The organism is Desulfurella multipotens (assembly GCF_900101285.1).
Lineage (GTDB): Bacteria > Campylobacterota_A > Desulfurellia > Desulfurellales > Desulfurellaceae > Desulfurella > Desulfurella acetivorans.
In genome coordinates this window covers 63260-89008 of record NZ_FMYU01000002.1, presented here as the reverse complement: position 1 = coordinate 89008, position 25749 = coordinate 63260, and the positions used below count along the sequence as shown (strand labels likewise).

The window sequence follows — 25749 nt, the reverse complement described above, 5'->3', positions numbered from 1 at the left end:
TATCTAATTTATTCTTTTTTTGTTATACATAATTTACATATTGTTTGAGCCAATTCTTCGGACCTTGACGACAAAGAATAAGATTTATTACTTAAACGCCATTTAAGTCCGTTGAAAATTATACTACCCAAAATGATATCAGCAATAACCTGATTTTGTGGGCAATCATTAATTAATTTAATAATATTTTGCCTATAATCAAATACAATTTTTTGCAATTTTTCTTTTTTTTGAATATCACCAATATGAATTTCATCAGAAAAAACCATTACGGGAAGAACTTCGTTGTTTTCAACCATTTTAAAATGCTCATTTATAAGCTTAAAAATTCTTTCATACAAATTATCTTCTTTTTCTGCTGTTTTTATAATATTATTCAAAAGGATTTCTATATTATCCAGAAAATACAATATTAGTTCGTCTCTATTTTTAAAGTATTTATAAATTGCTGGTTGCGAAACTTGCAATATATCAGCTACCGCTTTTGTTGTTACATTATTAAAACCTTTTTGAGCTGCAATTTTACCTATAGCTTTAAATACTTCATTTTTTCTTTCTTGTTTTGACTTTCTCACATGATTAATTATAAACTTTTTTTAACCTCTTGGCAAATGTTTTTTAATCGCCTTTTAATTTAAATTCCCATTTAATCATCTCATCTTTTACTGATTGAGCATCATTTGCATTTGGTAGCAACGCAAGATAGATGTTCATATGAGAAATTGCTTTTTGATAATCTTGAACTTGAGCATACAACAAAGCTATATCGTGATGTAGATTTGGATTAAATGGATTACTTTCTATCACACTATTTAATTGTTGTATGGATTTATCTAACTTGTTTTCCTGATAATACACTTGAGCGTGTATAACAGTTTTTTTAGAATTTTCATTAAGTTCTACTGATGAGGGGCTTTCTTGAACAATATCGTTAAGCCTATTTTCAATAAAAATCGGTATTTCATGGTTAAAATCAAATTGACTTTCACTTTGAGCCAAAGATACATTTTTAACATCCTGCGCACTAACTTTGGTTTGCCATGCGGGTTGTAGGCTAGAAGTTGGAGTGTTGAAAAAATTTTTAAAGGCTATTGGTGGGTTTTGGGTTTGTGGGTTTTGAGCGTTGGAAGAACTTGATTGAGTGCTACTTTGGATCGCGTGCCATTTGTTTAGCGCATTTTGCTTTTGGAGCATTAGTTTTTTTTGTTCTTCTTCGTAAGCTTTTTGCTTTTGAGCCTGCTCATAATCGTAATCATTGCTTGAAAAATCTCCAATGCCACTAAACAAACCGCTTAGCAGACTGCCAAATATACCTATCGTCATGCTTTGAGAAGGGCTTAGTGCAGGTGCTTTTGGTTTTGTATATGAACTGGGTTTTGGATTAGAGGGTGTAGTTGAGTAGCTTTTGTCAATAGAAGGCGTAGGTGTTGGTATATTGTAGTTGCAGTTTCCACCACTTGATTTGCAAAGTTCTTGGGCTTGCTCCCATGCTCCAGCATATGTTTTGGCAGGTAAAATTAAAAAAATTACTAAAATTATGCAAACAAATAAGTTTTTCATGTTAGTCTTGCCACCTCATGCTTTTTATTGGAAAGTTGTATTTTCTTAATTCATCAATGTTTGTTAAGCCAATTATGCCCATATTGAATGGAAACATTACATAAAGCACATTATCTTTTAAAAATATCATGGAATTTTTTGCTTTTACAAAATCCATAGCTTGAGCATTCTGTATAAAACCTACAGAATCGTTTGTAGTATAAAAAATCCCATAGCCACTGTAAATTATTTGTTCAAAATTTTTATTTGGGTTGGTATAATAAAGTAATCTTTGGCCGTTTTTTACCATATAAATTTTATTTTGCGAGCTAATTAAAATATTGTCTTTATCGCCTGTTGCGCTACTTATGGGCTCCCTTTGAGAGTAAACTTCAAAAAACCCATGTGATGGGCCTTTTTTAAAAATGTAGACTTTGTAAAAATGCGTTTTGTTATCAAAGCCAATAAAATAAAGGGTGTCTTTTAAGCCAGTAAAAAGTTTAGCATCTTTGATTGGAAGACTGGCAAATTTTTCTATTTTAGCTTTTGGTGTATTTTTTGGTTCAAGAAAAATTTTCAGATAACCAAGATAGCCTTTATTTTAAAAAGCCAAGGTTTGATCGCCAAAACATACAAACCCTTTATGTCCACCATCACCCTGGACTATTGAGTTATGGTTTGGAAAAAATACAAATTTTTCCATATAGCCAACTACTGCCTGATTCGTAATGCAAAAGCCAGCGTTTTCTTTTGAAGCAAAATCGATAGGATTTACTACCCAGTACGAGCTAATTGAGCTATTTTTTGGCAAAATAAGAGCAACATTTGGAATAACATAGATTTCATTTGCTAAAACCTGATATAAATCAATATAAAAGAAAACTACAAGACACAAAATAGCTTTTTTGATCATCTAAACCTCGCGGGTATTGGGTTTATTGGTGTATCTGGGCGAACTTCTTCAATAAATTTTTCAATCACTCCAAATTCGTTTTTAGCATCAAGCCACAGCCACTGACCGTTTGGGTTAACTTCTAAAAAATAATAGTCTTTGTCATCATAGAGAAAATCTAACCTTCCAAAATGCAACTTTAATTCATCCATAAACTTAAATATATTTTTTTCAGTATCATCTCTTAGCTTGTGAACTCGCCAATTTTGAGCAGTTTTGTCAACAGAAAGCTCTCTATAGTCAACTGTTTTGCTTAAAAAGTTACTTCTTTCTAACTCAAACGCAAACATTTTATCTCTAATAAACACAACAGTTACATCATATAAAGCTTCAATGTAGTCTTGTATAAACCACGGCTCACTTTCGCTAAGCTCATTTTCTTTTGTTTTTGTTGTATATAAAACTTTGTAATTGTCTTTATCTATTGGTTGCATGGTTAAACTTTTAATTACAATTTCATTGTTAAAGACTTTTGATTTTGCTTTGTATCTAAATTCGTAATCTGCTATTTTAAAGTACTTTTTTGCAATATTTAACTGCACAAACTTACCAATCCTAAAGTCCACCAATGGCTCAATAAGCACAAGTTTTTCATTTAACCATGCCAAATTTACTATTTCTCTTGCAACATACCAAAATTCTTTTTCAATATATTCTTCATAATCTGATAATTTTTCTTGCTTTATCAATAGATCATGTTTTAATGAGGGCTTTCTCCATAAAACCTTTTTAATGTTAGAACTATTCGCAATTCTGCCAACTGGGTCTTTAATTTCAAAACCGCTATTATTTAAAATAATATTGTAATTTTCAAAACAATCTGAGTTAAGTCTAAATAAATTATTCTCTCCAATATAATAAATCAGCATATCAATTGTCGTATCAAATATAGTAGAATAAATTAATAGATTAAAACAAGCCAAGCCCAATAGCTTGGCAATAATTTTAAGTATCTGCTTTGCTTGTAGAACTTTCGCCGTCAAACATTGTTGAGCTTTTTGTGCTCCAATTAATCAAATCAAAATTTGACCCTATAAAACGTCTTTGTTTTTTGAAATTGTAATCGCCCGTTTCTTTAACCAAAGTTTTAACACTAACATTCTCTTTCTGCCTTGCAAAATATTTTAAGGTTTTCATATGAGCCTCCTAATTTATTACTTAAATAAATTGAAATTTAATTCAGGTCAAATTATTTTTTTTATTGTAATTTCAACTTAAATTAATTTTTTTAATCATAAATATATAATATATGGTTAACTATTTTTTTTAAACTTAATTATTAACTTTTATTTTAAATTTTTTTAAAAAAATTTCTTGACACTAAAAATAAATTCTTATATTATTTCAAAAGAGAAATATAAAATTATACAAAGGGGGGATAGAATGAACGGTCAAACTTCAAAAGGTGACGATTTATTAATCAAAACATCAGAAGAGTTTCTTCAAAAAGCTAACTTAAATCCGAAGCTTTATGAAGAATACATTCAGTGGGCCAAAAACGATTGGGAAGGCTTTTGGGATTATTTTGGAAAAAATGAAATTACATGGTTTGAACCTTTCAAAAAAGTATTTGATGATTCAAATGCTCCATTTTATAAATTTTTTGTAGGTGGAAAGTTAAATATTAGCTATAATTGCATAGATAGGCACCTTTCTACATGGAAAAAAAACAGAGCCGCAATCATCTGGGAAAGCGAAATTGGCGAAAGCAAAACAATAACATACAGAGAACTCTATTATCAGGTTAATAAATTTGCAAATGTTTTAAAAACTTTAGGTGTTAAAAAAGGCGATAGGGTTGTTCTTTATATGCCAATGATAGTAGAGCTTCCCATTGCTATGCTTGCATGTGCAAGGATTGGAGCCATACACAGTGTAGTTTTTGGCGGTTTTTCGCCAGCTGCACTAAAAGAGCGCATACTTGATGTAAACGCAAATGTAATAGTAACAGCAGATGGCGGAAGAAGAGGTGGTAGAGCCATACCGCTAAAAGATAGCGTAGACGAAGCAATTAAAGATTTAAAAAACATAAAATATGTGGTCGTTGTAAAACACATAGGCAGAGATGTTTTTATGAAAACGCTCAGGGATTTCTGGTGGAATGACCTCATGAGTGACCCGGATTATGCTAAAAACTATTGCGAACCCGAAGTTATGGACTCTGAAGATCCGTTTTTTTTGCTTTACACTTCAGGATCAACTGGAAAGCCAAAAGGCGTTTTACATACAACTGCTGGTTATTTAATATGGAGAATTCTAACAGCTAAATGGGTATTTGACTTAAAAGACGAAGATACATTCTGGAGTACAGCCGATTTAGGTTGGATATCTGGGCATTCATATACATTGTATGGTCCATTGTCAGTAGGTTCAACAACATTAATTTACGAAGGGATTCCTACTTATCCAGATCCAGGCCAATGGTGGCGCTTAATTGAAAAATATAGTGTAAATGTCCTATACACAGCACCAACTGCCATCAGGGCACTTATGAAATATGGTGAAGATTACCCTAAAAAATACAATTTATCTTCTTTAAGACTTTTAACAACAGGCGGAGAAAGGCTAAATTCTGCTGCCTGGTTGTGGTATTACAAAAATGTAGGTCAAGAAAAATGTCCTATAATAGATGCATATGGCCAAACGGAAACAGCAGGCCACATGCTCTCATCTTTGCCAATAGTACCACAAAAACCTGGTTCTGTAGGTATTCCCGTACCTGGTGCGTTCCCGGAAATTGTTGACGATGAAGGCAATATAATAACTGAACCATACAAAACAGGCAATTTAGTATTTACAAAACCATGGCCATCAATGGTCAGAACACTCTGGCAAAATGACGAATTATACAAAAAAACTTACTGGAGCGCATTTGATGGTAAATATTACTTAACAGGAGATATTGCATACAAAGATGAAGATGGCTATTTCTGGATGGAAGGCAGAATTGATGATGTTGTAAATGTTTCGGCCCATAGAATAGGGTGCGCTGAAATTGAAAATGCACTTACAAGCTATCCAGCCATTGCTGAAGCTGCTGTTGTCGGTGTACCAGATGATGTCACAGGCGAAGCGATTTTTGCATATGTAGTTCTAAAAGAAGGCGTAGATTTAACACATCATGATGAACTTGTCCGAGACATCAGGGATCATGTAGGCAGACAAATTGGACCAATTGCCAAGCCATCAGAAATTGTGTTTGTTGACCAGATGCCAAAAACAAGATCTGGAAAAATCGTTAGAAGGCTTTTAAAAGCCCTTGCAACAGATAAACCCATAACACAAGATATTTCAACTTTAGAAGACACAACAGTAATAGAAAAACTCAAAAAAGCTCTCAAAGAAAGAAACGATTAAGATATATCTGGCTGGCTATTTTGCTAGCCAGATATCTACTCAATCAAATCTTTACAAATTTTTTTCATATTCTTGAAGATTTATTTACACTTTAAATTATACACTTTCAACAAATAAAAAAAGGAGGAAAATATGGCTGAATTTAGCCGCAGAGAAGCAATTGAAATATTTGGGGCAACGCTTGCCACACTTTTAATTAACCCAAAAGTTTATTCAAGCCAGATTGATCAGATAGGACAGCCAATTACATTTGAAAAAACTGACACACCAGGTATAATATTTATAGTAGGCGATGGAATGCCCATTTCTACGCTTACAGCCCTGCAGAGCCTAAGAGATAGCATTAACAAAACAACAACTTTTTATAGTAAGTTTCAAAGCAATGACGCTACAATCGCATATATGGGCACAGAATCTCTAAGCAGTATTGTAACAGACTCAGCACCTGCAAGTGCTGCATGGGCAACTGGCACAAAAACAGTAAATCATTTTTTAAGTGTATTGCCAAATGATAAAATTCTTAAAACAATAGCGGAACTTGCAAAAGAAAATGGCTATGATGTTGGTTTTGTAACAACAACAGGCGTTACACACGCAACGCCTGCTGCATGGTATTCTCATAATAAAGACAGAGATGATGAAGCAAATATTGCGCTTGAAGCTTTAATGTTAAAACCTGCCGTGCTTATGGGTGGTGGGTTAAAGTATTTTAGTAAAGAAGCAAATCCTAAACTAAAAAAAGATACATTGTCAGATTTTAAAAAAGAAGGTTATGCTGTATATACAGATAAAAAGCAACTAAAACAAATCGATTACAACAAGCCAATACTTGGTTTATTTGCAAAATCTCATATTGACCATTACATTGATAGGTTAAATGATAAAAATCTTGAAAGTCAACCTTCTCTTGCTTTAATGAGTGCAATTGCCCTAAAAAAACTACAAATGGCAAAAAAAGGCTTTGTACTGCAAATTGAAGCTGGCAGAATTGACCATGCAAATCATGCAAATGATTGCATGGGCGCGTTAATGGAAACAGCAGAGCTTGACCAAGTTTTAGATGTGGTTGATGAGTATTTAAAAACTAACGCAAAAACGCTTGTTATTGTTACAAGCGACCATGGCACTGGAGGGTTTAATGTATTCGGTACTGGCGCAGATTATAATGACTCAACAGAAGCCTTTTTAAAATATAAACAAGTAAAAGCAAGCATACCCTATATTACAAAAAAAATTGAAAATAAAGGCTTAAAAGAAGTCCAGGACATTGTAGAATACTACACTGGCTTTAAAATTGAACCGTCCGAAGCTCAATTAATAATTGACTCACGAAGCCCAGATTTTACAGGAATTACTGGAAATTATCTGTATAGAGCCTATGATTCATGCGCGCTTGGTGCTGTGCTTGCAAAATGCGCATATCCACTCTCAAAAGATGGAGATCAAACTGGTAAAGCAAATTTGCGCAGGGGTAATGTGTATTTTGTTTCAACAACACACACAGGTGAAGACCAAGTAATTTTATCTTACGGATTCCGCTCAAGGGAGCTAATTGCTTCAAAAAGGATTGAAAACACTGACCTATTTAACGCCATGGCATCTTTTTTAAATATAAAACCCTACAAAAATCCCACTATGACAAAAAAAGAAGCAAAAGCTATTATGCAAGCCTATTACAAAGACTACACATATGAAAAATTAGCTAAAAGCTTTCAATTGCATGTAACTTAAAGATTGGATTTGGTAAATATAGTTTTTGTAATTACTTTGGCTTAAAGCCAAGGAGCAAAATATGAAGGAGACAATAAATAAAATGCTTGATAGTCTAACACATGCATACCAGCCAATAGTAAATATTCATACAGGTAAATCCATAGGTTTTGAAGCACTATTGAGAAACTTTTTAGAAAGTGGTTTTGAAAATATTGATGCGGTATTTAACTATGCATACGCAAACGATAGCTTGTTTACGCTGGATATTAATTTAAGAAAAAAAGCTATACAAAAAATCAAAAACAGCGATATTTTTCAAAATGATACTTTGCTTTTTTATAATCTTGACAATAGAACATTAACTTCAAAAGATTATGAATTTGGAAAAACAATAGAATTCTTGGACGAGCTTAATATATCACCATCAAATATTTGTTTTGAGGTTTCTGAGAAACATTATCTTGAATGTTCTGAATATTTAATCAATCTTTTAAATAATTATAAAAAACAGGGCTTTAGCATATCGATTGACGATTTTGGCGTAAAGTTTTCTGGTTTAGAGTATGTTTATAACTTTGAACCAGATTATGTAAAAATTGACAGATTTTTTATAAGCGATATAAATAAAAATCATAAAAAAAGATTATTTGTAGAGCATATTATAAGCTTGTGCTCAAAACTTGGCATAAAAACCATAGCAGAGGGCATAGAAACACTTGAAGAACTAAAAGAATGTAAAGAAATGGGTTTTAATTTTGCCCAAGGCTATTTTATAGAAAAACCGCAGATTGATCTATCTTCATTAAAATCTGTTTATGAACATATAAATGAGATAAAAAGCACAAGATCGCAAACAGACACAGATCTAATTTTACAAAATTTAAAATCAATAGAACCCATAAACATTAATGAAAGCATAATAAATTGTTTATACAGATTTAAAGACGCTTCCGTAAATTTACTGCCTGTAGTTGACAATAAAATGCGACCCATTGGTGTTATAACAGAAAAAGATCTTAAAAATTACGCTTACTCACCTTATGGAAAAGATTTGTTAACAAATAAAACATACAATAAACCCCTATCTGCGGTTATTACAAAAGCTCCAATCGTATGCGCAACAAGCAAAATAGAAGATATAATTGAAAGTTTTGTACAAACAGGATCTGTTAATACAAAAGAAATACCGCCAGTTTTAGTAGTACAAAATGAAAAATACATAGGTTGTCTTGATGCTGCAACTATAATAAATATTGTCCATAAGTATAATTTGGTACGCGTTTCAAACCAAAATCCGCTTACAAAACTACCTGGTAATAATCCTATAAAAGATTATATACAAGAAGTTATAAACAAATCCAATCAGGCAGCTTTTATTTATTTTGATATAGATAAATTTAAAGTTTACAATGATACGTTTGGTTTCAGACAGGGAGATAGAATTATTTTATTCTTATCAGATATTTTACAAAAAACCTTTTCTCAAAAACATTATTTTGTAGGTCACATTGGGGGCGATGATTTTTTTGTAGGTTGTGATTTATCAAAAATTAGTTTTGAAGAGGTTTTTGAAAAATGCATAAAAGCACAAGATGATTTTAAATATGGCAGCAAGGTGTTCTATCCAAAAGAAATTATTGATCAAGGCTATATCAAAGCAAAAGACAGGGATGGAATTGTTAAAAACTTTGGTTTTGTAAGTGTAAGCTTTGCTATTTTGCACATTGCAAAACAAAGTGGCAACCCAGATGAAGAAAAAATTTCCAAATTGCTTGCTCTTTTAAAAAAACAGGCCAAATCTCTAAGCGCATTTAGTATAGCAACATTGCTTGAGCCAAATATTAATTTATTTGATTTTTACGAATTTAAAAAATCGCATGATTTTAGTATTAAACAAGCTAAGTGAGGTGTAATATGAAAACAATAAATGAGATCTTAAACTACCACAAAGAAATTTTGAAAACAGCCACAGAACAAGAAAAAGGGGCTTTATACAATAGCATTGGTCAAATCTACTACTATAAAGGAAAAATAAAAACAGCTATAAAGTCTTTTAACCTCGCTGTAGAAATTGATAAAAAATACGATTTAAAATCCAATTTAGCCGTAGATTATTTAAACCTCGGTAATGCATATAGGGTTATTGGTGATTTTGAAAAAGCAAAGGAAAAGATAAAAAAAAGGTTTGCATATTGCATTAAATCTTAAAGATGTACACTGGATTGCTTTGGGTTATAAATACTTAGCTTTATATCACCAAGCAAAAGGCAATTTAGATATGTCCAAAGCCTTTTTAGATAAATCAAGTGAATTACTTGCTACAATTGGCGAACTTGCTGTAAAAAGAAAAATCCACAAATACCTTTACTTAGAATAAAATAAAAGAAAGGGCTTCAATAAACCCTTTCTTTTATTAAGGTTTAAAAGCCGTTGTTACTTAAATATTTAAGTATTAAATTTTTTGTAGATTTAGGCAGAGGTATATAGCCTAAGCTTTCAGCTGCTTTGTCGCCATGTTCAAAAGCCCATTTAAAAAATTCTACAGCCTGTTTTTGTTCTGCTTTTTTTGTATTTGGGACAAGCACAAATGTACCAGAAACTATTGGCCATGTTTTTGCTCCGCCTTGGTTTATCAATACTTCACAAAAACCATTTTTTTCCTGCCAGTTAGCTTTTGCTGCAGCCTCTTTAAATGCCGCTACACTTGGCTCTACCCATTTGCCTTCTTTATTTTGCAATACTACGCTTGTTAGGCGATTTTGTAACCAGAATGCATATTCAACATATCCAATTGCACCAGAAATTTGTTTTACATAGTTTGCTACACCCATGTTACCTTTGCCACCTACGCCTACTGGCCAGTTTACAGATAAGCCGTAATGAATTTTTTCATCCCACTCTTTGCTTACCTGGCTTAGCCAATAAGTAAAATTCCAGTTCGTTCCAGAACCATCTGCCCTGTGTACAATGGTTATTGGCAAATTTGGCAATTTTAAGCGGGGGTTATCCTTTTTAATTAGAGGATCATCCCAATTTTTAATCTCACCCATAAAAATTTTGGCTATGGTATTATTTGAAAGTCTAAGTTGATTATCCTTGATACCTGGTATGTTTACAACAACCAAAATTCCGCCTACAAGTGATGGGAATTGTAATAGATTCTTTTCTTTTAATTCATCTGCTTTTAGACACATATCGCTTCCACCAAAAGCAACAACTCCCTGCGTTACCTGTTTAATGCCAGCACCTGATCCTACCCCTTGATAATTCACTTTGTTGCCTGTAGCTTTTTCAAAATCAAAAGCCCACTTAGTATAAACTGGGTAGGGAAATGTCGCGCCTGCTCCATTAATTGACCAGCCTGCTTGCGATACCTTTGCATCAAATAAAATACAACTAACCAAAAATACTGCAAGCATTAGCAGTTTTAACCACCTTTGTGGTTTTAACATAAACACCTCCTACAAAATAATGACTTTTTTGTCATCTTTTTTTATTATGCAATTTTTTTGTTAAATAATCTTCAAGATAATGTTAAATATTTGTAATGTGTTATTTTGATTCGATTAGGAGTGTGTTTTTGCCCATTAGATATTTTTTACCACGCCAATAAACTTTTGTATTAAAAAATGGCACAAACCATATAAAACCTATTATTATGTCTTTTATTGGAGAAAAAAAATAATATATAGATTTTATATCAGAGCTAACTAAGTATCCTGTATAATAATCAAGCATGGCTTTAAAGATAGCTGAACCAACAAATAAATATAAAAAATCTTTTGAAAAACCAGAAATAATAAATCCAACTAAGGCTAAAAAGACAGGGTTTGATAATAGCTCACTCAAGTAATAAAACCTGCCAATTTTATATCTCATCTTTGCCCAGCGCGTGTGTCTGTTTAAAAATTTTTTTGTATCCCAAAACTCATTTACATTATCAACAAAATAATTTGATATTGCTACTTTTTTATTCTTATCAGTTGCAAGTTTTCCAATCATAAAATCTTCTGCTAAATAATCTTTTAAATGCCAGAATCCTCCAGATTCTTCTAAATCTTTTTTTCTAAAAAGAATGGATTTGCCAATTACGCATGGTATATTTGTTTTTGTATTCAAAAAAGCCATACCACAAACTACAAATGTGTTTAATTGAAGATTTTCAAGCAATGATCCAAAAGTAAGTGCTCCTTTTCCTCTAACCAAATTTGTAACAACACTAACTTCATTATTTTTTAAGTATTTTGCCGTTTGTTGAATATAATTTTTATCTACAATCACGTTGCTGTCACTTATGATTACAAAATCATACTTTGAGTTCATATAAGCTTTAAACATATTGTTTATTTTTGGGTTTAATCCTACGCTGGTATCATCTATTACAATTGAAATGTCACAATCTTTGTACTTATCTTTGATTTTTTTTGCAACTTTATATGCAGGATCAGTGCACGATGATAAACAAAAAATTAACTCATATTTTGGGTAATCCAGGCTACAAAAGCTTTCAAGATTACTAAACAAATTATCATCAATTCCCTTTAGTGGTTTAATTATAGAAACACCTTCGGTAAATGAAAATGATAGCTTTTGCTTAACTAAAGAGGCAAGTGCAAGAATTTCTATAAAATATGCAATAAAACCAATAGCAACCAAAACCAAAACCACATAAAGCATTTTCACACCTCCTTACTTTCTAAAAAATTTTATAGCAACTTTTGTATTATCTTTGATGCATTTTTTCACACACTCAATTTCTTTTTTGCAATAAAGCAGCGTGCGCCATGAGTGTATATGTGAAGGTTTATGAAAATCACTATTTGCAACAAAAGGGTACGATTCAAGACTTACCACATTGAACAAGTCTTTGTTGCAACCAATTTCCCATGCATCAATATACTTTGAAAAATATTTTCTATTATTCCAAAGATAAAGCGTTTCTTTGTCTAAACCCAAAACATGATAGGGATGAGCCGCTATTATTAAAGCATTTTGTTTTTTTGCTTCTAAAAATAGTTTTTTATAGCTTAACTCTGGCGGTATATATTTTTTAATATCAATAAGCAAAATATGCGCTGATTTAGCGGCACTTATGTGATTTTTTGTTATTTCAACACCAGGTATAACAAGCATATCATATTTATCCAGAGCCCTTTTTGATTCATACGCTATGTTTTCTAAATAATCTTCAAAGTTTTCTTCGCTTAAGCTTGCATTGATTGTATGTGCAGCCATGCCCATAAGATTTGTTTTATCTACCAGGTGATCTGTAATTGCAATGATATCATGACCTGTCTGGCCATAAATGTCTACAACTTTGCGTAAATTAAGAGATCCGTCTGAATAATTTGTATGAATATGAAAATCGCACAAAAGACTTTCTTCTTTACAATTATCCATCAAACATTCTCCAGTTTTTGACAATGTACGCATAAAAGGATGCAGATAGGGTTGGTTTTCTTTTAAGCGTTTTTTCATCAACTCTAAAAAGTCCAAATTTGGCATTTAAACCTACAAACCATTCATAATTATCAATTAAAGACCAGTAAAAATAACCTTTTATGTTGATCCCATCAGCAATTGCTTCTTTTATTTTTTCAAGATGTGCTCTTATGAACTGAATTTTTTGAAAATCATTATTTGTTGCAATGCCATTTTCTGTTATTATAAGCGGTACTTTCAGTTTTGAAGCATATTTTAAAACCTTTAATATACCTTTTGGATAAATTTCCCAGCCCATATCAGTTATTCCTATACCTTCTTTGTTCTGGTATATAATATCAACAAACTTATTTTTAAAATTAAATGGATTAAATTTTAGAAAAATTCGTGTATAGTAATTTATGCCAAAAAAGTCTAGCTTATCTTTTATGGGTAAATCTATTTCAAAAGATTTTGAAAAAGGTAAATTAATAGATAAATGTCCACTTAAAAAAGCGTTAATTATTGAGAAATTATAAAAATGTTTGGCAACTTTGGTTAGCAACATATCAAATTTATTTTTTCTATATGGTTTAAAGACTGCCATATTGTGGGCTATACCCACATAAGGTTGATCTATGTAAGTGTGTATAATATCGTAAACTTTTGCATGTGATAAAAGTATATTTTTTAGAGCTTTTTGAGCTAATTCTTTGTTTTTAATATTTGGTGGCATACAACCGTCCAAATAACCACCAAGCAATAAAATATACGGTTCATTAAATGTAATCCAGTACTTTACATTTTTTATCGTTTTTACCAATTTCTCAACATAAAAACAAAATTTATCTACACTATTATCATTATGCCATGGATAGTTTTTAATAAACCATACAGGATGCGTAAAATGATGTATTGTAACAAAAGGTTCTATATTGTTTGATAATAATTCATCAATAATTTCCTGATAATGGGCAATACTTGCTACATTAAATATATCCTGACTTGGCTGAATCCTGCTCCACTCAATTGAAAATCTGTATGCATTTACACCAAGCTTTCTTATCAAATGCAAATCCTGCTCATACATAGAATAATGATTTACAGCTTCTGGTTTTTCTTCAAAAAAGCTATCAAAAAGATGCCAATCTGCATAAGGGCTACCTTCTAATTGGAATGCACTTGTTGCAACGCCCCAAAAAAATGTTTTAGGATTTTCTAAAATATAAATGCCACACACTCCTTTTGTCATGAATGGATATCATAGTTATTGTTAAATAATCTTCTGATTTTGGTAAAAAAAATGTAAAAGAAAGATCCTTTGTTTCATTCAGTATGGCCGACTCACTTGCGCTTTTTGGATACATACCCTATTGTCATTCTAAGAAGCGAAAGTGTTGCGGGGAATCTCCCTTGCTTGCTGCTGCCGTCATTGTAAGCACACGAAAGTATGCGAAGAATCCTATTACTTACTGCCCGCCTGTCATTCTGAAGCGTTAGCGAAGAATCTCTACTCTTGAAAATACATATCAAATATTGTGCTAACTTTATCTTGTAGTTTTTTAATTTTAAATTCTAAATTATCTTGTTTTAGCAAAAACTTTAAAACTACCAATTTATCTTTTATGTCATTTGGTATGAGTCTTGTTAAATTAAGTATTTTTGTAAAATATTCGTAGGTAGCTTTTAGAAATCTAACTTCTTTTATATAGGAAATTTTATCAATCATCTCTTCAATGCTTTTTCCAAATTCAAAACAACTATTTTTAACGCATAAGTATTGCAAAATGAATTCTATGTCTACTATACCACCTCTTTCATTTTTTATATCAAAACCTTTATGTTTTTCTATTAATTCTTTCATTTCTCTTATGCTCTTTTTATCAATAAAGCGAGCAAATTCATTAATTGAATCTGTTAAATCACAATCGATATCACTATAAATTATTCTGGCTTTTTGAATGGCAAGCTTTTCCCAATCTTTAGCATATTTTGCCAGGTAACTTTTAAAATAATCAACCTCACTAACAATCAAACCTTTTTCTCCAAACGGCCTCAATCTTAAATCAACACTATAGATTTTATTAAGCTCTCTTACGAGATTTGAAACCTCATAAATTTTTTTATCATCAACGGTTTTTGCAAGAAAAACCAAATCTAAATCACTATTTACAAACAACTCTTCAATACCAAGTTTGCCATATGCCAAAACAATCAAATCTTTTATTTGCAACTTTGTTATTGTGTGTTGTATATACTTTTGTGCAAAAACCGATAGAATTTTTTTATTTTTTTTATCTAAATTGCCGCTTAAAAGTTTTAGAATCAAATTAAACTCTAATCTTTCTTTTTCTTGTTTTGAAAGCTGAATTATTTCTAAAGGCTGGTCTATATAAAAAAACTCGTCAATTAAAAACGGATATTGATTTAATTTTTGATACAACCCAATAGAAAATGCCAAAAGTGCTGTTTGAAAAATAAAATCACTACCAAAAAAAGTATCGTAATAGTTTGGCAATATACTGTTAAAACCTGAAATTACATTTAAAAAAAGTTTACTGTTTAGGCTTTTTGGCATATTTTTTAATTGAAAATAAGCTTTTTCTATAGAATTAGTCAAAAATGTTGGATTGGTTTTAGCAAACTTTGATTTCCTTGCAATATCGCTCAATTGAATAGCTATCTGTTTATAATCGCTAAATTCCTCTTCAAAGAAATCTTCCAAAATTTCCATCGGTGAAAAAATAGGTATATTGTGTGCATAAAAAATTGATTTATAAATTTCATGTACAGAATCTGTTATTTGATTGTATATTCTTAAAAATTCGTCCGCCTTCAAATTAAATTTTTTTGCAAAAATTTCTAGCTCCTCTTTATTTAATGGTAAATCTGCTGTTTGCTTCTCATCTTTTAGCTGTATTTTGTGTTCAACTAATCTTAAAAACAAATAGCAGGCTTTGAGTTTTTTAGCTTGTTTAAGGTATTTTTTAGTGTATAAAATATCCAAAACCTCAAGCGTTGAGCTAGTTTGCAAATCAGTATCCTTACCAGCATATATAAGCTGAAAATATTGGGCTATAAACTCAATTTCCCTAATTCCACCAAGTCCTAATTTTACATTTATTTTTAAAGGATTTATAAGATTATTTTTATAATTGGATAATTTTTCATGTTTGATTTTGTAGCGCATTGAGCGCACTTCTTCAATATAGTTTATATCTATATTTTTAGTATATACGAAAGGTTTTATAACTGAAAAAAACTTATTAGCTGTGTTTTTATCTCCAGCTGAAAATCTAGCTTTAGTTAAGGCAAACTTTTCCCAAACCTGTCCAAAACTAAAATAATAATTTTCATATTCATCAATACTTAATGATAAACTAGAGTTATTCCCAAAAGGGCGCAGTCTCGTATCTACCCTAAAAACAAAACTACCAAATTGCACATCAGAAATAATTGATACAATGTTTTGGGCAATTTTATTGTATTCTTGGGCGTCATCAAAATTATAATGAACAAACATTATGTCTATATCACTAGAAAAATTTAGTTCTTTCGCACCCAACTTTCCCATGCTTATTATACAAAACTTTTTTTCTTTAAGCTTTTTTTGGCAAAAAGCAATATCTAAGGCTATTTCTAAACAGGCATCAGCTAGTTCAGATAGCTCTAAATACACTTCTTGGGATTTGCATACTTTTGCAATTTCTTTTGAAGCAATACGCAAATATTCCTTTTTTCTGTATTCTCTCAATATGTATTTTTTTTCATCCAAGGTTTTCTTTGACCTTATAAGCTTATATATCTCTTGTATAAATATCTGCTTTGTTTTATTGGTTACCAAATCTTCTAAAAGCCAGTAAAAGTATTCACTGTGGTTAATTAATAGTAAAGAAAGACTATTGCTTTGGGCGAATATGTTAAAAAGCAAATTTCTATAAAATTTGGAGACTTTTATTATCTCAAATAAAGTAGATTTAGCAGTCGTATTTTCCAGAAACCTCTGGAAAAAATCAAACGCCTGATCTGGATCCGCACAAACACTTAAAGCATCTTTTATTTCTTCTATACAATTATAAAAATTCTCCAAAACTCCTAACTTTGAATTTATATATAGAAGTGATTTGTACGCTTTGCGTTTGTTTTTAAAAAGAGCTAAAAAATTTTCAAGACTAATCACTCAATTTTATAGGAACGTTTAAACATTTCTTCAGATGCAACTTCTTGCTTTTTGGCTTCTGGTAGTAATGGTCCCTTGAATAAAAACAAAACTGGTGGTGCAATAAAAATAGACGAGTATGTACCAGTAATAAAACCTACAAGTAATGCAAATGACATACCTCTAAGCACACTTCCGCCAAATAAAAATAAAATTAACGTTACCACAATAACAGTGCCTGATGTTATTATAGTTCGGCTTAATGTTTCGCTAATACCCATGTTTATAGCATCAATTTTGCTAAGCTTAGGATTATTTCTTAGTTTTTCTCTTATCCTGTCAAATATAATAACGGTATCGTTTACAGAATATCCTACAATGGTAAGCAAGGCAGCAATTACATCCAGTGTTAACTCATAATTAAATAAAGATAAAAAACCTAATGTAATAAGCACATCATGAACTAAAGATACAACTGAAGCTACAGCGAAATTAAACTTAAACCTGATTGCAATATAAATCAATATACCCAATAAAGAAAGTACAACAGCTATAATTGCTTTTTTTGCAAAATCACTACCAATTTTTGGACCAATTACATTTACTTTTAGTATTTGGTACGAGCCAGGACCATACTTTTCAAAAGCCTTTGCAATTTCTGCATTTAAGATATCGTTATTTACTTTACTAATAGGTATTTCTATCAGATATTGACCGTTTGTGTTACCATAATTTTCTATTGTCATGTGTTTAAAATAATTAGATTTTTCTAATAAAGACCTTACTTCACCCGTACCCAAATTATTTTTTACTTGCAGTATTAGAGCTGTTCCACCTTTAAACTCAATACCTACTTTAAATCCATTTTTTACAATTAATGAAGCTAAACCTAAAAAAATTAAAAATAAAGAAAAGAAAATTCCCCATTTAAACTTCGATACAAAATCTATTTTTAAGTCTGGTTTAAAAATGTGCAGCATTATTTACTCCTAAATACTCAACTTCTTCAACGATTTATTAGAAAATAGTGCATCATAAATAACTTTGGTAAATGTTATTGCTGTAAACATGTTTGCAATAAGCCCTATTGCTAGTGTTATAGCGAAACCTTTTATGGTTTCTGTTCCAAACTGGTAAAGTATAAATGCAGTAATTAGAGTTGTTATATGTGTATCAATAATCGTAATTAAAGACCTATCGTAACCAAGTTCCACTGCATCTTTTGGTGTACGACCATGAAACAATTCTTCCCTTATTCGCTCAAATATAAGTACGTTTGTATCTACACTCATACCTACAGTTAGCGCCATACCTGCAATACCAGGTAAAGTAAGCGTAGCACCAAGCATTGCAAGAGTTCCAAGAATTATAAGTAAGTTAAACATTAAAGCAAAATCTGCAAGCAATCCAAATAGTCTATAGTAAACTACCATAAATAAAAACACCGCAATACTGCCAATAATTATTGCAAGCGTTGCACTTTTTATTGAGTCTTTTCCAAGTGTAGGACCTATTACAGTTTTTTCCAATACTTTAACAGGTGCTGGCAAAGAACCACTCCTTAAAACAATAGCCAGGTCATGCGCCTGTTTAACAGTAAAATCTCCGCTTATTTCACCACTGCCATTCAAAATAGGCTCTCTAATGACGGGTGCTGAATAAACAGTGTTATCCAAAACAATAGCCAATCTTTTACCAACGTGAGTTGAAGTAAACTGTGCAAATGCCTGAGAACCTTGAGAGTTTAGCTCAAAAGACACTACAGGTTGATTTGTTTGGCTACTAAAACTTACATTAGCTTTTTTTATCATACTTCCTGTAACTACAGGTGCTTTTTTTACAACAATAGGCACTTTTGTTATTTCACCAGTTGTAGGATTTTTAATGATTTGATACAAAACTTCATCATCTGGGGGTAATTGACCATTTAAGGCGTTTTCTACATTTACAGAATCATCAACTAAATGAAGCTCCAAAACAGCCGTCTGCCCAATAAGTTTAATTGCACGCTCTGGATCTGAAATACCTGGCAATTCAACAACAATATCTCTTGATCCACTTGTTACTACTGTGGGCTCTGCTACACCAAATTGGTCTATACGGTTTCTAATAACGCCAACTGCTTGATTTACAGCTTCTTTTTGCATACTTAAAGCTATTTTTGGCTTAAGCGTCATTATTATAGAGTTATTGACGGTTTTTGTTTCAAAATTACCAAAGTTACTTTGTATTAAATCCAATGCCCTATTAATATCATTTGGATCCATTAAAGTAACATCTATAGAGGTTTTTTTTGCATTTACTTCAACTGTATTATAAGCTATTTTGGAATTATCAAACTGCTTTTTAAGGTTATCTGCAGCTTGCTGTAAAATACCTGCAATTGCTTTATCTGTTTCTACTTCCAGTGTTAAGTGCGTACCACCCTTTAAGTCAAGACCTAAATTTATAACCTTCTTGGGCATAAAACTAGGCAGATTCTCAAGTGTTTGTTGTGGTAAAAATGCATCAACCGCGTATGCACCAAATATTACAAAAACAACAATAACTAGAAAAAGCTTGAACCAGTCTGATTGTTTCATATCTTAAACCACTCAAAATTTACGCTTTTGAGATGATGTTGTCTTTTAGAATTTTAATGTTTACATTTTCAGCTATTTCAATAGTAAAATCTTTTTCGCCTATATTTTTAATTTTGCCATAAATACCACTTGAGGTTATAACTGTATCGCCTTTTTGTAAACTTTCTATAAACTCTTTGTGCTTTTTTCTTTGCTTTTGCTGTGGTAATATAAGAAATAAGTAAAAAACAACAATAATTATAGCAAATGGTATAACAGTAGATAAAATAGGGTTTGGTGGCTGTGCAGGCTGTGCTGCATATGCAAGAGAAATAAAATGCATGATGTCCTCCTTAACGTTTGTTCAAAAAATACATAATAACTGTAAGTATTATACTTAAAAGTATACTTGTTGCAAGCGGAAAATAAAATGTAAAGTTACCTTTCTTTATAATAATATCTCCTGGCAGTTTTCCAAAAGGCAACTTTGAAGAAAAACTAAATAACAAACCAAACAAAATAAGCATCACGCCAGCAAAAATCAAAAGCTTTCCAATTGGTTGCATTTAGCCCTCCAACAAAACAACTACATAAGATGCGATAGCTAAACTTTCTCCAATTTCTCCAATTTTCTCATTTGTTTTAGCCTTTATATTGACCAAATGCTCGCTGATATTAAGCAAGTTTGCAATATTTTTTTTTATAATCTGCTTATAATTGACAAGTTTAGGCCTTTCAAGCAATATTGTTGCATCCATATTTATTATTTTAAAGCCGTTTTTATTGATTAAATCTAGCGTTTTTGTTACAAAAAAGCTACTACCTACATTTCTAAAGCGCTCATCTGTATCTGGAAAATACTCACCAATATCTCCAAGGCCAGCTGCACCAAGCATAGCATCTACTAAAGCATGCAACAAACAATCACCGTCTGAGTGAGAATATGCGCCAAACTCGCTATTTATTTCAATACCACCAATAATTAACCTGCAATTTTTTTTAAGTCTATGCAAATCATAACCTATACCTACTCTAATCATAAGTAATATTATATCATTTTAAAAACTAACTGTAAAACTCTTTGGTAAATTTTCATCTTTTTTTATTTTAATTATAGCCCTTGTAAAATATAAACCTTCCTCTGATACAATTAAGTTAGGTAAGTCAAGTTGTTTAATTTCCGGTATATTCAAAAAAGTCTCACTGAGTCTTTCAAATAAGTCTCTTAATTCATTTTTAATATGCAATTTTAATATTTTTTTGTTATCTATTGCGTCTATTATTTCATCAATATCCCAAAGCGTTAAAGGTAAAATTCTAACAATTGGAGACTTGTACGCAATATTATTTTCTAACGGATAATAAGAAACTCCAATAATCGCACCAAAAATTTTATCATACGCAATTCCAATGCTTATGTTATATAAACCCTCTTTGACGGTAGAAGTTTTTACACCAATCATCTCAAATAATGTCTTGGCTTCTATTTGCGTAAGTTGATATTGTTTTGAACCATACAATAAACTTCTAATATAATTGCGTGCTTGTTTTAAATTAAAGTTTTGCAAATCTTGTGCGTAAAATTCAGGCTTTTTTTTGTAATTTGCATACCATATGAGTTTACCTAAAGCTCTAAGCGACCGCTCGACAAATGGAAATACGGCTATCTTTTTTTTAAACCCAGCTTTTTCTAACACTCGATTTTTATAATGAAGGTAAGATAGCACATTTACTATAACAGTTTTATCGTGATCAATTGAATTTACGATATATAAAATTTCATTTAAAAAATTATCTAAAAATTCGTACGTAATATCTTTATACGGTGCAAAAATTACTACAATATAGTATGATTTTGAATTTTTCAAAACCTCAATTAAAGCTTTTTTATAAAAATCAATATCCGTACTATCAATATAAACGATTTTGTCAAGCATCAAATTGTTTGCTTCAAATGTGTCAGTTGCCATAAGGTTTGCACCAATAGAGTTTGATATCAACGATACATAGTTGGATTCTGATAAAAAGTCACATGCATATGCAAGTAACACATCGTCTAAGAGTTCTTCCAATGTTTCTGCCCTTATAATGCCCGTCTGCTTAAATAATCCATCTACTGTAAAATCTGTATTTGAAAAAATAAGACTCTCGTGTCTTGAAGCACTTAAACTGATTAATGTTCTTCCAGCTTTAACGGCAAAAATAGGTTTATGTTTGGAAATTTTTCTTGAAAGCATTGAAAACGTTATGGGATCGCCAAAAGAATCAAGGTATAAAACTATGATATCAATATTATTATCATCCTGCCATACATAAAGCAAATCGTTTGCAGACACATCAGCTTTATCCCCAACACTAACAAAACAGCCTACACCCAGGCCAATATAATCAAAATAGCCCACAAGGCTTATACCAAGCAAATTAGAGTGCGTAGCAATCGCAATACTGCCTTCTTTTGGTATAACAATAGGACTGATGTTTATTTTATTATCTTTAGTGTTATAAAATAAACCCGTAGAGTTTGGGCCAATTAATCTAATACCCTGTTTTTTAACTAGATTTACGACTTTAGATTTAATTGGTTCATTTAGTTTTGCTGTAATGATAAGCACTTTTAGGGTTTCCAGTTCAGTAATGTGAATTATATTTTCACAATCAACAACATCAACAATAATCAAATCAGGTTTTATAGCTCGTATATTTTTAATTACATTATTATCTTTTGCCAATATAACAGCATCATTACGAAATTGTTTAATATTTTGCCAAAGTACATTATCCTCGCCAATATAAACAATCTTTTTTGGTTTAAATGCAGCAACCAAAGAAGCCTGTGTAGCTAGTTTTTCTCTTAGTAAATGCTCAGACATCACTTTGCTAAACTTAGCAAGTGGTAATTTCAAATGAATACTTGTTAAATCAAGCTTTTCATGCACTATTTCAAAACCGCTATTTTTAAAAACGCTAATCATATTGTAATTGTCTGATAAAACAAATGCTTCAAGCTCTTTTATTCCCCTAAGCCACGCATGTTTTGCAAGCTCTTCAAGCAGTAGAGTCCCTATGCCTTTGCCTTGAAACTCATCCTTAACCATAAAACTAACTTCAGCAGATTGCAAGTCCTCTGTGGCATTGTAATTTGCAATACCTACAATACTGCCCTTTACTATACACACAAGCGAAACATTGTAGGCATCATTTTTTATCAATGAATTTAGCAACTTATCATCCAACTGGCTTGTTGCACCAAAAAATCTGTAGTAACGGCTTTCTGGTGAAGTTTGCAAAAACAATTCTCTTACTTTTTCTTTTTCGCTTAATTTGACTTTTCTAATGCTACATAGTGTACCATCTCTTAAAATCAATTTTTTCATGCAACTTTATCTTTTATAAATTCTAAGATATATTAATGCATACTTATTTTTATTTGTCAATTAATTAATGCTAAAAGGTTTAGCTTGATAAATTTGATAGATAAAACTATAATGTTTGTTTATAAGGAGGTGTTTAATGGATTACAAAATAACGCAAATTTCTGTATTTATAGAAAATAAAAAAGGCAGGTTTTATAATGTAACAAAAATTCTCAAGGAAAATAATATAAATATAAGGGCTTTAAATCTTGCAGATACAAACGATTTTGGCATATTGAGGTTTTGCGTTAATAAGCCAGAAGTAGCATACGAAGCTTTAAAAAAAGAACATTTTATTGTTAAAAAAAACGAAATACTTGCAGCTTTAATGGAAGATAGACCCGGTGGTTTAATGGAATTACTTGAAATTATAAATGAAGCCGACTTAAATATAGAGTATGTTTATACTTTTGTAAATGCAAAAGCAGGTCACGCTGTTATATTATTAAAATTTGAAAATATTGATGAAGCATATGAAAAATTAAAAAACAAAATACATTTTTTAGACCAGGAATACTTTATTGAAAATTAAAAGGAGTTAATCTTATGTTTGAACCCGAATTTGAATTGTTAAATAGAGAACAAATTGAAGAGCTTCAATTAGAAAGATTAAAAAAAACGGTTCATTATGCTTATAATAATGTAAAAGCTTACAAAGAAAAATTAGACAGCATCAAAATAAAGCCACAAGATATAAAAAGTTTACAAGATATTATTAAACTGCCTTTCACAACAAAAGAAGATTTTAGGCAAAATTACCCTTACGGTATGTTTGCCAAAGATGTAAAATCACTTGCAAGGATCCATGCTTCAAGTGGCACAACAGGAAAATCAACAATAGTTGGCTATACAAAAAAAGATCTTGATACTTGGAGCAACCTCGTTGCAAGACTAGCTGCATGCGCAGGTGTAGGCAGCGATGATATTGTTCATATAGCTTTTGGATATGGTTTATTTACAGGTGGCTTTGGGCTTCATTATGGACTTGAAAAGCTCGGTGCAACCGTTATACCTGTCTCAAGTGGCAATACAAGAAGGCAGATTCAGCTTATAACAGATTTAAAACCAACTGTGCTTGTATGCACACCAAGTTATGCTTTGCATATCGCTGAAACCTTAAGGAAAGAGAATATTGATCCAAACAGTATTAGTTTAAGAATAGGTCTATTTGGTGCAGAGCCTTGGAGTGAGCAAATGAGAAAAAAACTAGAAGAAGCTTTGCCAATTAAAGCATACGATAATTACGGTTTAAGTGAGGTTATGGGTCCTGGTGTTAGTGCTGAGTGCACCTATCAAAACGGTATGCATATTTTTGAAGATCACTTCCTGGTAGAAATCATAGACCCGGACACTCTTGATCCAGTAAAAGAAGGAGAATATGGAGAACTTGTCATTACTACACTTACAAAAGAGGCTTTGCCTGTTATAAGATACAGAACAAGGGATATTACAAAACTGGATAAGTCAAAATGTGCCTGCGGTAGATACATGGCTCGAATGTCAAAACCAATAGGAAGAAGTGATGATATGATGATAATAAGAGGCGTCAATGTTTTCCCTACACAAATAGAAGAAGCATTGTTTAATATTGAAGGTGTTATGAGTGCTTACCAGATAGTTTTAGAAAAAGAAGAAGCTTTGGATAAAGCTACTTTACTTGTAGAAGTAAATGAAAATATCTTTTTTGATGAAATGAAACAACAAAGACTTATGCTCGAAAAAATAAAATATGAACTTAAAACTATACTTGGTATAGAACTTGATGTAAAACTTGTAGAACCATACAGCTTGGAGCGCAGCGAAGGAAAAGCAAAACGTATTATTGACAAAAGAGGTATATAAAGTTATGAAAACACTATGGGCTCCCTGGAGAATGGCTTATATTTTAAGTGAAAAAAAACCAGGAAGTTGTGTTTTTTGCGATGCTTTAAACCAACAAAAAGATGAAGACAATTATATATTATACAGAAGCAAACATTGTTTTGTTATTATGAATATATTTCCATACAATCCGGGACATATCATGGTAGTTCCAAATAGACACATAAACCACATAAAATTATTAACCAATGATGAAAGTATTGATGTTTTTAAAACTGTTCAAAATTTTTGTGATATTCTAGAAAAAGCATTTAAACCAAATGGCTTAAATATAGGAATGAATTTAGGTAGCGCATCAGGAGCTGGTATAGCAGATCATATACATTTTCATATAGTGCCACGATGGATTGGAGATACAAATTTTATGAGCACAGTTTGCGATACAAAGGTAATATCCGAAGGTTTACGTGCTACATATAACAAAATTAAGGAGTTTATTTGAAATTACTCAAAAACTTGAGTTTTCTGGTTATTGGTGCTTTTGCTTTTATAATTAGCTATTATAACAAGCAAATTGAAGTTAATTTAAATATATTTGGTTTCGTAATACAATGCCCTATATGGCTTGTAATAGGTGTATTTTTTTTATTAGGATTAATTGCAAGTCAAATTGTATGCCTCATTGATGATATAAGCTACACAAAAAAGATAAAAGAATACAAAAAAGAAATAAAACAGCTAAAAGATGAGGTTCTAACACTAAGAAAACTTACACTAAATAAAGATGAATAACTTTTTTAAATTTAACGACAT

26 protein-coding genes are annotated in these 25749 nt (G+C 31.3%); 9 read left to right on the top strand and 17 right to left on the bottom strand.

Features of this window, described 5'->3' with window-relative positions; translation table 11 throughout:
* Nucleotides 1-8 precede the first annotated feature (8 nt).
* The 6 genes from BLQ93_RS01680 to BLQ93_RS01655 all read right to left on the bottom strand — a co-directional run bounded on the left by BLQ93_RS01680 (nucleotide 9) and on the right by BLQ93_RS01655 (nucleotide 3628).
* Nucleotides 9-575 (bottom strand): TetR/AcrR family transcriptional regulator, encoded by a 567-nt coding sequence (locus BLQ93_RS01680; RefSeq protein ID WP_159427466.1) that lies wholly within the window; start codon nucleotides 573-575, stop codon nucleotides 9-11.
* Between the two features lie 43 nt (nucleotides 576-618).
* Nucleotides 619-1560 carry a tetratricopeptide repeat protein gene (locus tag BLQ93_RS01675; RefSeq protein ID WP_092127735.1) on the bottom strand — a complete coding sequence of 314 codons (942 nt, stop codon included), beginning with the start codon at nucleotides 1558-1560 and terminating at the stop codon, nucleotides 619-621.
* Between the two features lies 1 nt (nucleotide 1561).
* The gene (locus BLQ93_RS01670; RefSeq protein ID WP_092127733.1) at nucleotides 1562-1849 is read right to left on the bottom strand and encodes a hypothetical protein; all 288 of its coding nucleotides are present in this window, start codon (nucleotides 1847-1849) and stop codon (nucleotides 1562-1564) included.
* Between the two features lie 291 nt (nucleotides 1850-2140).
* Nucleotides 2141-2452 carry a hypothetical protein gene (locus BLQ93_RS01665; RefSeq protein WP_092127731.1) on the bottom strand — a complete coding sequence of 104 codons (312 nt, stop codon included), beginning with the start codon at nucleotides 2450-2452 and terminating at the stop codon, nucleotides 2141-2143.
* The gene (locus BLQ93_RS01660) at nucleotides 2449-3360 is read right to left on the bottom strand and encodes an MvdC/MvdD family ATP grasp protein (RefSeq protein ID WP_143338656.1); all 912 of its coding nucleotides are present in this window, start codon (nucleotides 3358-3360) and stop codon (nucleotides 2449-2451) included. The genes BLQ93_RS01665 and BLQ93_RS01660 overlap by 4 nt, the downstream gene beginning before the upstream one ends.
* A gap of 76 nt (nucleotides 3361-3436) precedes the next feature.
* Nucleotides 3437-3628, bottom strand: a complete 192-nt coding sequence (locus BLQ93_RS01655) for a hypothetical protein (RefSeq protein WP_092127727.1) — start codon at nucleotides 3626-3628, stop codon at nucleotides 3437-3439.
* 246 nt (nucleotides 3629-3874) lie between these two features.
* Here BLQ93_RS01655 and acs point away from each other — a divergent pair, with 246 nt between their 5' ends.
* The 5 genes from acs (at nucleotide 3875) to BLQ93_RS01630 (ending at nucleotide 9938) form a co-directional block, all read left to right on the top strand.
* Entirely contained in the window at nucleotides 3875-5848 is a 1974-nt protein-coding gene (gene acs, locus BLQ93_RS01650) for an acetate--CoA ligase (protein ID WP_092127725.1), read from the top strand.
* Nucleotides 5849-5980: 132 nt separating this feature from the next.
* The gene (locus BLQ93_RS01645) at nucleotides 5981-7579 is read left to right on the top strand and encodes an alkaline phosphatase (protein WP_092127723.1); all 1599 of its coding nucleotides are present in this window, start codon (nucleotides 5981-5983) and stop codon (nucleotides 7577-7579) included.
* A gap of 61 nt (nucleotides 7580-7640) precedes the next feature.
* Nucleotides 7641-9467 carry an EAL domain-containing protein gene (locus tag BLQ93_RS01640; protein ID WP_092127721.1) on the top strand — a complete coding sequence of 609 codons (1827 nt, stop codon included), beginning with the start codon at nucleotides 7641-7643 and terminating at the stop codon, nucleotides 9465-9467.
* A gap of 8 nt (nucleotides 9468-9475) precedes the next feature.
* A complete protein-coding gene (locus BLQ93_RS01635) occupies nucleotides 9476-9769 on the top strand; it encodes a tetratricopeptide repeat protein (RefSeq protein WP_092127719.1) in 294 nt (97 codons plus the stop codon).
* Complete coding sequence (locus BLQ93_RS01630; RefSeq protein WP_092127717.1) at nucleotides 9747-9938, top strand: hypothetical protein; 192 nt, start codon at nucleotides 9747-9749, stop codon at nucleotides 9936-9938. The genes BLQ93_RS01635 and BLQ93_RS01630 overlap by 23 nt, the downstream gene beginning before the upstream one ends.
* Nucleotides 9939-9981: 43 nt before the next feature.
* Here BLQ93_RS01630 and pstS read toward each other — a convergent pair whose 3' ends face one another.
* The 11 genes from pstS to BLQ93_RS01575 form a co-directional block, all read right to left on the bottom strand.
* Nucleotides 9982-11013 carry a phosphate ABC transporter substrate-binding protein PstS gene (gene pstS / locus BLQ93_RS01625; RefSeq protein ID WP_092127715.1) on the bottom strand — a complete coding sequence of 344 codons (1032 nt, stop codon included), beginning with the start codon at nucleotides 11011-11013 and terminating at the stop codon, nucleotides 9982-9984.
* Nucleotides 11014-11113: 100 nt separating this feature from the next.
* Nucleotides 11114-12238 carry a ceramide glucosyltransferase gene (locus BLQ93_RS01620; protein ID WP_092127713.1) on the bottom strand — a complete coding sequence of 375 codons (1125 nt, stop codon included), beginning with the start codon at nucleotides 12236-12238 and terminating at the stop codon, nucleotides 11114-11116.
* Nucleotides 12239-12250: 12 nt separating this feature from the next.
* Nucleotides 12251-12961, bottom strand: a complete 711-nt coding sequence (locus BLQ93_RS01615) for a PHP domain-containing protein (protein ID WP_025392676.1) — start codon at nucleotides 12959-12961, stop codon at nucleotides 12251-12253.
* Nucleotides 12954-14234: a glycoside hydrolase family 1 protein gene (locus BLQ93_RS01610; protein ID WP_092127711.1), complete on the bottom strand. Its 1281-nt coding sequence runs from the start codon at nucleotides 14232-14234 to the stop codon at nucleotides 12954-12956. Before BLQ93_RS01610 ends, BLQ93_RS01615 begins: the two co-directional genes overlap by 8 nt.
* 258 nt (nucleotides 14235-14492) lie before the next feature.
* The gene (locus BLQ93_RS01605) at nucleotides 14493-17072 is read right to left on the bottom strand and encodes a [protein-PII] uridylyltransferase family protein (protein WP_159427465.1); all 2580 of its coding nucleotides are present in this window, start codon (nucleotides 17070-17072) and stop codon (nucleotides 14493-14495) included.
* An 86-nt stretch (nucleotides 17073-17158) separates the two neighbouring features.
* Nucleotides 17159-18121 carry a protein translocase subunit SecF gene (gene secF / locus BLQ93_RS01600; RefSeq protein ID WP_092127707.1) on the bottom strand — a complete coding sequence of 321 codons (963 nt, stop codon included), beginning with the start codon at nucleotides 18119-18121 and terminating at the stop codon, nucleotides 17159-17161.
* 9 nt (nucleotides 18122-18130) lie between these two features.
* On the bottom strand, nucleotides 18131-19723 hold the full coding sequence (gene secD, locus BLQ93_RS01595; protein ID WP_092127705.1) for a protein translocase subunit SecD: 1593 nt from the start codon (nucleotides 19721-19723) through the stop codon (nucleotides 18131-18133).
* Between the two features lie 19 nt (nucleotides 19724-19742).
* Nucleotides 19743-20045, bottom strand: coding sequence for a preprotein translocase subunit YajC (yajC, locus tag BLQ93_RS01590; RefSeq protein WP_025392681.1), 303 nt, complete (start codon nucleotides 20043-20045; stop codon nucleotides 19743-19745).
* Between the two features lie 10 nt (nucleotides 20046-20055).
* The gene (locus tag BLQ93_RS01585) at nucleotides 20056-20268 is read right to left on the bottom strand and encodes a DUF2905 domain-containing protein (RefSeq protein ID WP_025392682.1); all 213 of its coding nucleotides are present in this window, start codon (nucleotides 20266-20268) and stop codon (nucleotides 20056-20058) included.
* On the bottom strand, nucleotides 20269-20742 hold the full coding sequence (ispF, locus tag BLQ93_RS01580; RefSeq protein ID WP_092127703.1) for a 2-C-methyl-D-erythritol 2,4-cyclodiphosphate synthase: 474 nt from the start codon (nucleotides 20740-20742) through the stop codon (nucleotides 20269-20271).
* 18 nt (nucleotides 20743-20760) lie between these two features.
* Entirely contained in the window at nucleotides 20761-23076 is a 2316-nt protein-coding gene (locus tag BLQ93_RS01575; protein ID WP_092127701.1) for a GNAT family N-acetyltransferase, read from the bottom strand.
* A gap of 136 nt (nucleotides 23077-23212) precedes the next feature.
* On the opposite strand from BLQ93_RS01575, the gene BLQ93_RS01570 reads away from it, so the two are divergent.
* Genes BLQ93_RS01570 through BLQ93_RS01555 form a run of 4 tightly spaced genes read left to right on the top strand, consistent with a single transcriptional unit; the run spans nucleotide 23213 to nucleotide 25728 of the window.
* Complete coding sequence (locus BLQ93_RS01570) at nucleotides 23213-23647, top strand: amino acid-binding protein (protein WP_025392685.1); 435 nt, start codon at nucleotides 23213-23215, stop codon at nucleotides 23645-23647.
* A gap of 14 nt (nucleotides 23648-23661) precedes the next feature.
* Nucleotides 23662-24957 carry a phenylacetate--CoA ligase family protein gene (locus BLQ93_RS01565; protein WP_092127699.1) on the top strand — a complete coding sequence of 432 codons (1296 nt, stop codon included), beginning with the start codon at nucleotides 23662-23664 and terminating at the stop codon, nucleotides 24955-24957.
* A gap of 4 nt (nucleotides 24958-24961) precedes the next feature.
* Complete coding sequence (locus BLQ93_RS01560; protein WP_025392687.1) at nucleotides 24962-25438, top strand: HIT family protein; 477 nt, start codon at nucleotides 24962-24964, stop codon at nucleotides 25436-25438.
* Nucleotides 25435-25728: a lipopolysaccharide assembly protein LapA domain-containing protein gene (locus BLQ93_RS01555; RefSeq protein ID WP_092127697.1), complete on the top strand. Its 294-nt coding sequence runs from the start codon at nucleotides 25435-25437 to the stop codon at nucleotides 25726-25728. The genes BLQ93_RS01560 and BLQ93_RS01555 overlap by 4 nt, the downstream gene beginning before the upstream one ends.
* Nucleotides 25729-25749: the final 21 nt, after the last annotated feature.

Excerpts from the sequence above, each read along its gene's own strand:
- BLQ93_RS01565 (WP_092127699.1), top strand. The coding sequence starts at position 23,662 with ATGTTTGAACCCGAATTTGAATTGTTAAATAGAGAACAAATTGAAGAG.
- BLQ93_RS01645 (WP_092127723.1), top strand. The coding sequence starts at position 5,981 with ATGGCTGAATTTAGCCGCAGAGAAGCAATTGAAATATTTGGGGCAACG.
- BLQ93_RS01575 (WP_092127701.1), bottom strand. The coding sequence starts at position 23,076 with ATGAAAAAATTGATTTTAAGAGATGGTACACTATGTAGCATTAGAAAA.
- BLQ93_RS01670 (WP_092127733.1), bottom strand. The coding sequence starts at position 1,849 with ATGGTAAAAAACGGCCAAAGATTACTTTATTATACCAACCCAAATAAA.
- BLQ93_RS01615 (WP_025392676.1), bottom strand. The coding sequence starts at position 12,961 with ATGGATAATTGTAAAGAAGAAAGTCTTTTGTGCGATTTTCATATTCAT.
- BLQ93_RS01585 (WP_025392682.1), bottom strand. The coding sequence starts at position 20,268 with ATGCAACCAATTGGAAAGCTTTTGATTTTTGCTGGCGTGATGCTTATT.
- BLQ93_RS01560 (WP_025392687.1), top strand. The coding sequence starts at position 24,962 with ATGAAAACACTATGGGCTCCCTGGAGAATGGCTTATATTTTAAGTGAA.
- BLQ93_RS01570 (WP_025392685.1), top strand. The coding sequence starts at position 23,213 with ATGGATTACAAAATAACGCAAATTTCTGTATTTATAGAAAATAAAAAA.
- acs (WP_092127725.1), top strand. The coding sequence starts at position 3,875 with ATGAACGGTCAAACTTCAAAAGGTGACGATTTATTAATCAAAACATCA.
- ispF (WP_092127703.1), bottom strand. The coding sequence starts at position 20,742 with ATGATTAGAGTAGGTATAGGTTATGATTTGCATAGACTTAAAAAAAAT.
- BLQ93_RS01635 (WP_092127719.1), top strand. The coding sequence starts at position 9,476 with ATGAAAACAATAAATGAGATCTTAAACTACCACAAAGAAATTTTGAAA.
- BLQ93_RS01675 (WP_092127735.1), bottom strand. The coding sequence starts at position 1,560 with ATGAAAAACTTATTTGTTTGCATAATTTTAGTAATTTTTTTAATTTTA.
- BLQ93_RS01640 (WP_092127721.1), top strand. The coding sequence starts at position 7,641 with ATGAAGGAGACAATAAATAAAATGCTTGATAGTCTAACACATGCATAC.
- yajC (WP_025392681.1), bottom strand. The coding sequence starts at position 20,045 with ATGCATTTTATTTCTCTTGCATATGCAGCACAGCCTGCACAGCCACCA.
- BLQ93_RS01665 (WP_092127731.1), bottom strand. The coding sequence starts at position 2,452 with ATGATCAAAAAAGCTATTTTGTGTCTTGTAGTTTTCTTTTATATTGAT.
- secF (WP_092127707.1), bottom strand. The coding sequence starts at position 18,121 with ATGCTGCACATTTTTAAACCAGACTTAAAAATAGATTTTGTATCGAAG.
- secD (WP_092127705.1), bottom strand. The coding sequence starts at position 19,723 with ATGAAACAATCAGACTGGTTCAAGCTTTTTCTAGTTATTGTTGTTTTT.
- BLQ93_RS01610 (WP_092127711.1), bottom strand. The coding sequence starts at position 14,234 with ATGACAAAAGGAGTGTGTGGCATTTATATTTTAGAAAATCCTAAAACA.
- pstS (WP_092127715.1), bottom strand. The coding sequence starts at position 11,013 with ATGTTAAAACCACAAAGGTGGTTAAAACTGCTAATGCTTGCAGTATTT.
- BLQ93_RS01655 (WP_092127727.1), bottom strand. The coding sequence starts at position 3,628 with ATGAAAACCTTAAAATATTTTGCAAGGCAGAAAGAGAATGTTAGTGTT.
- BLQ93_RS01620 (WP_092127713.1), bottom strand. The coding sequence starts at position 12,238 with ATGCTTTATGTGGTTTTGGTTTTGGTTGCTATTGGTTTTATTGCATAT.
- BLQ93_RS01660 (WP_143338656.1), bottom strand. The coding sequence starts at position 3,360 with ATGCTGATTTATTATATTGGAGAGAATAATTTATTTAGACTTAACTCA.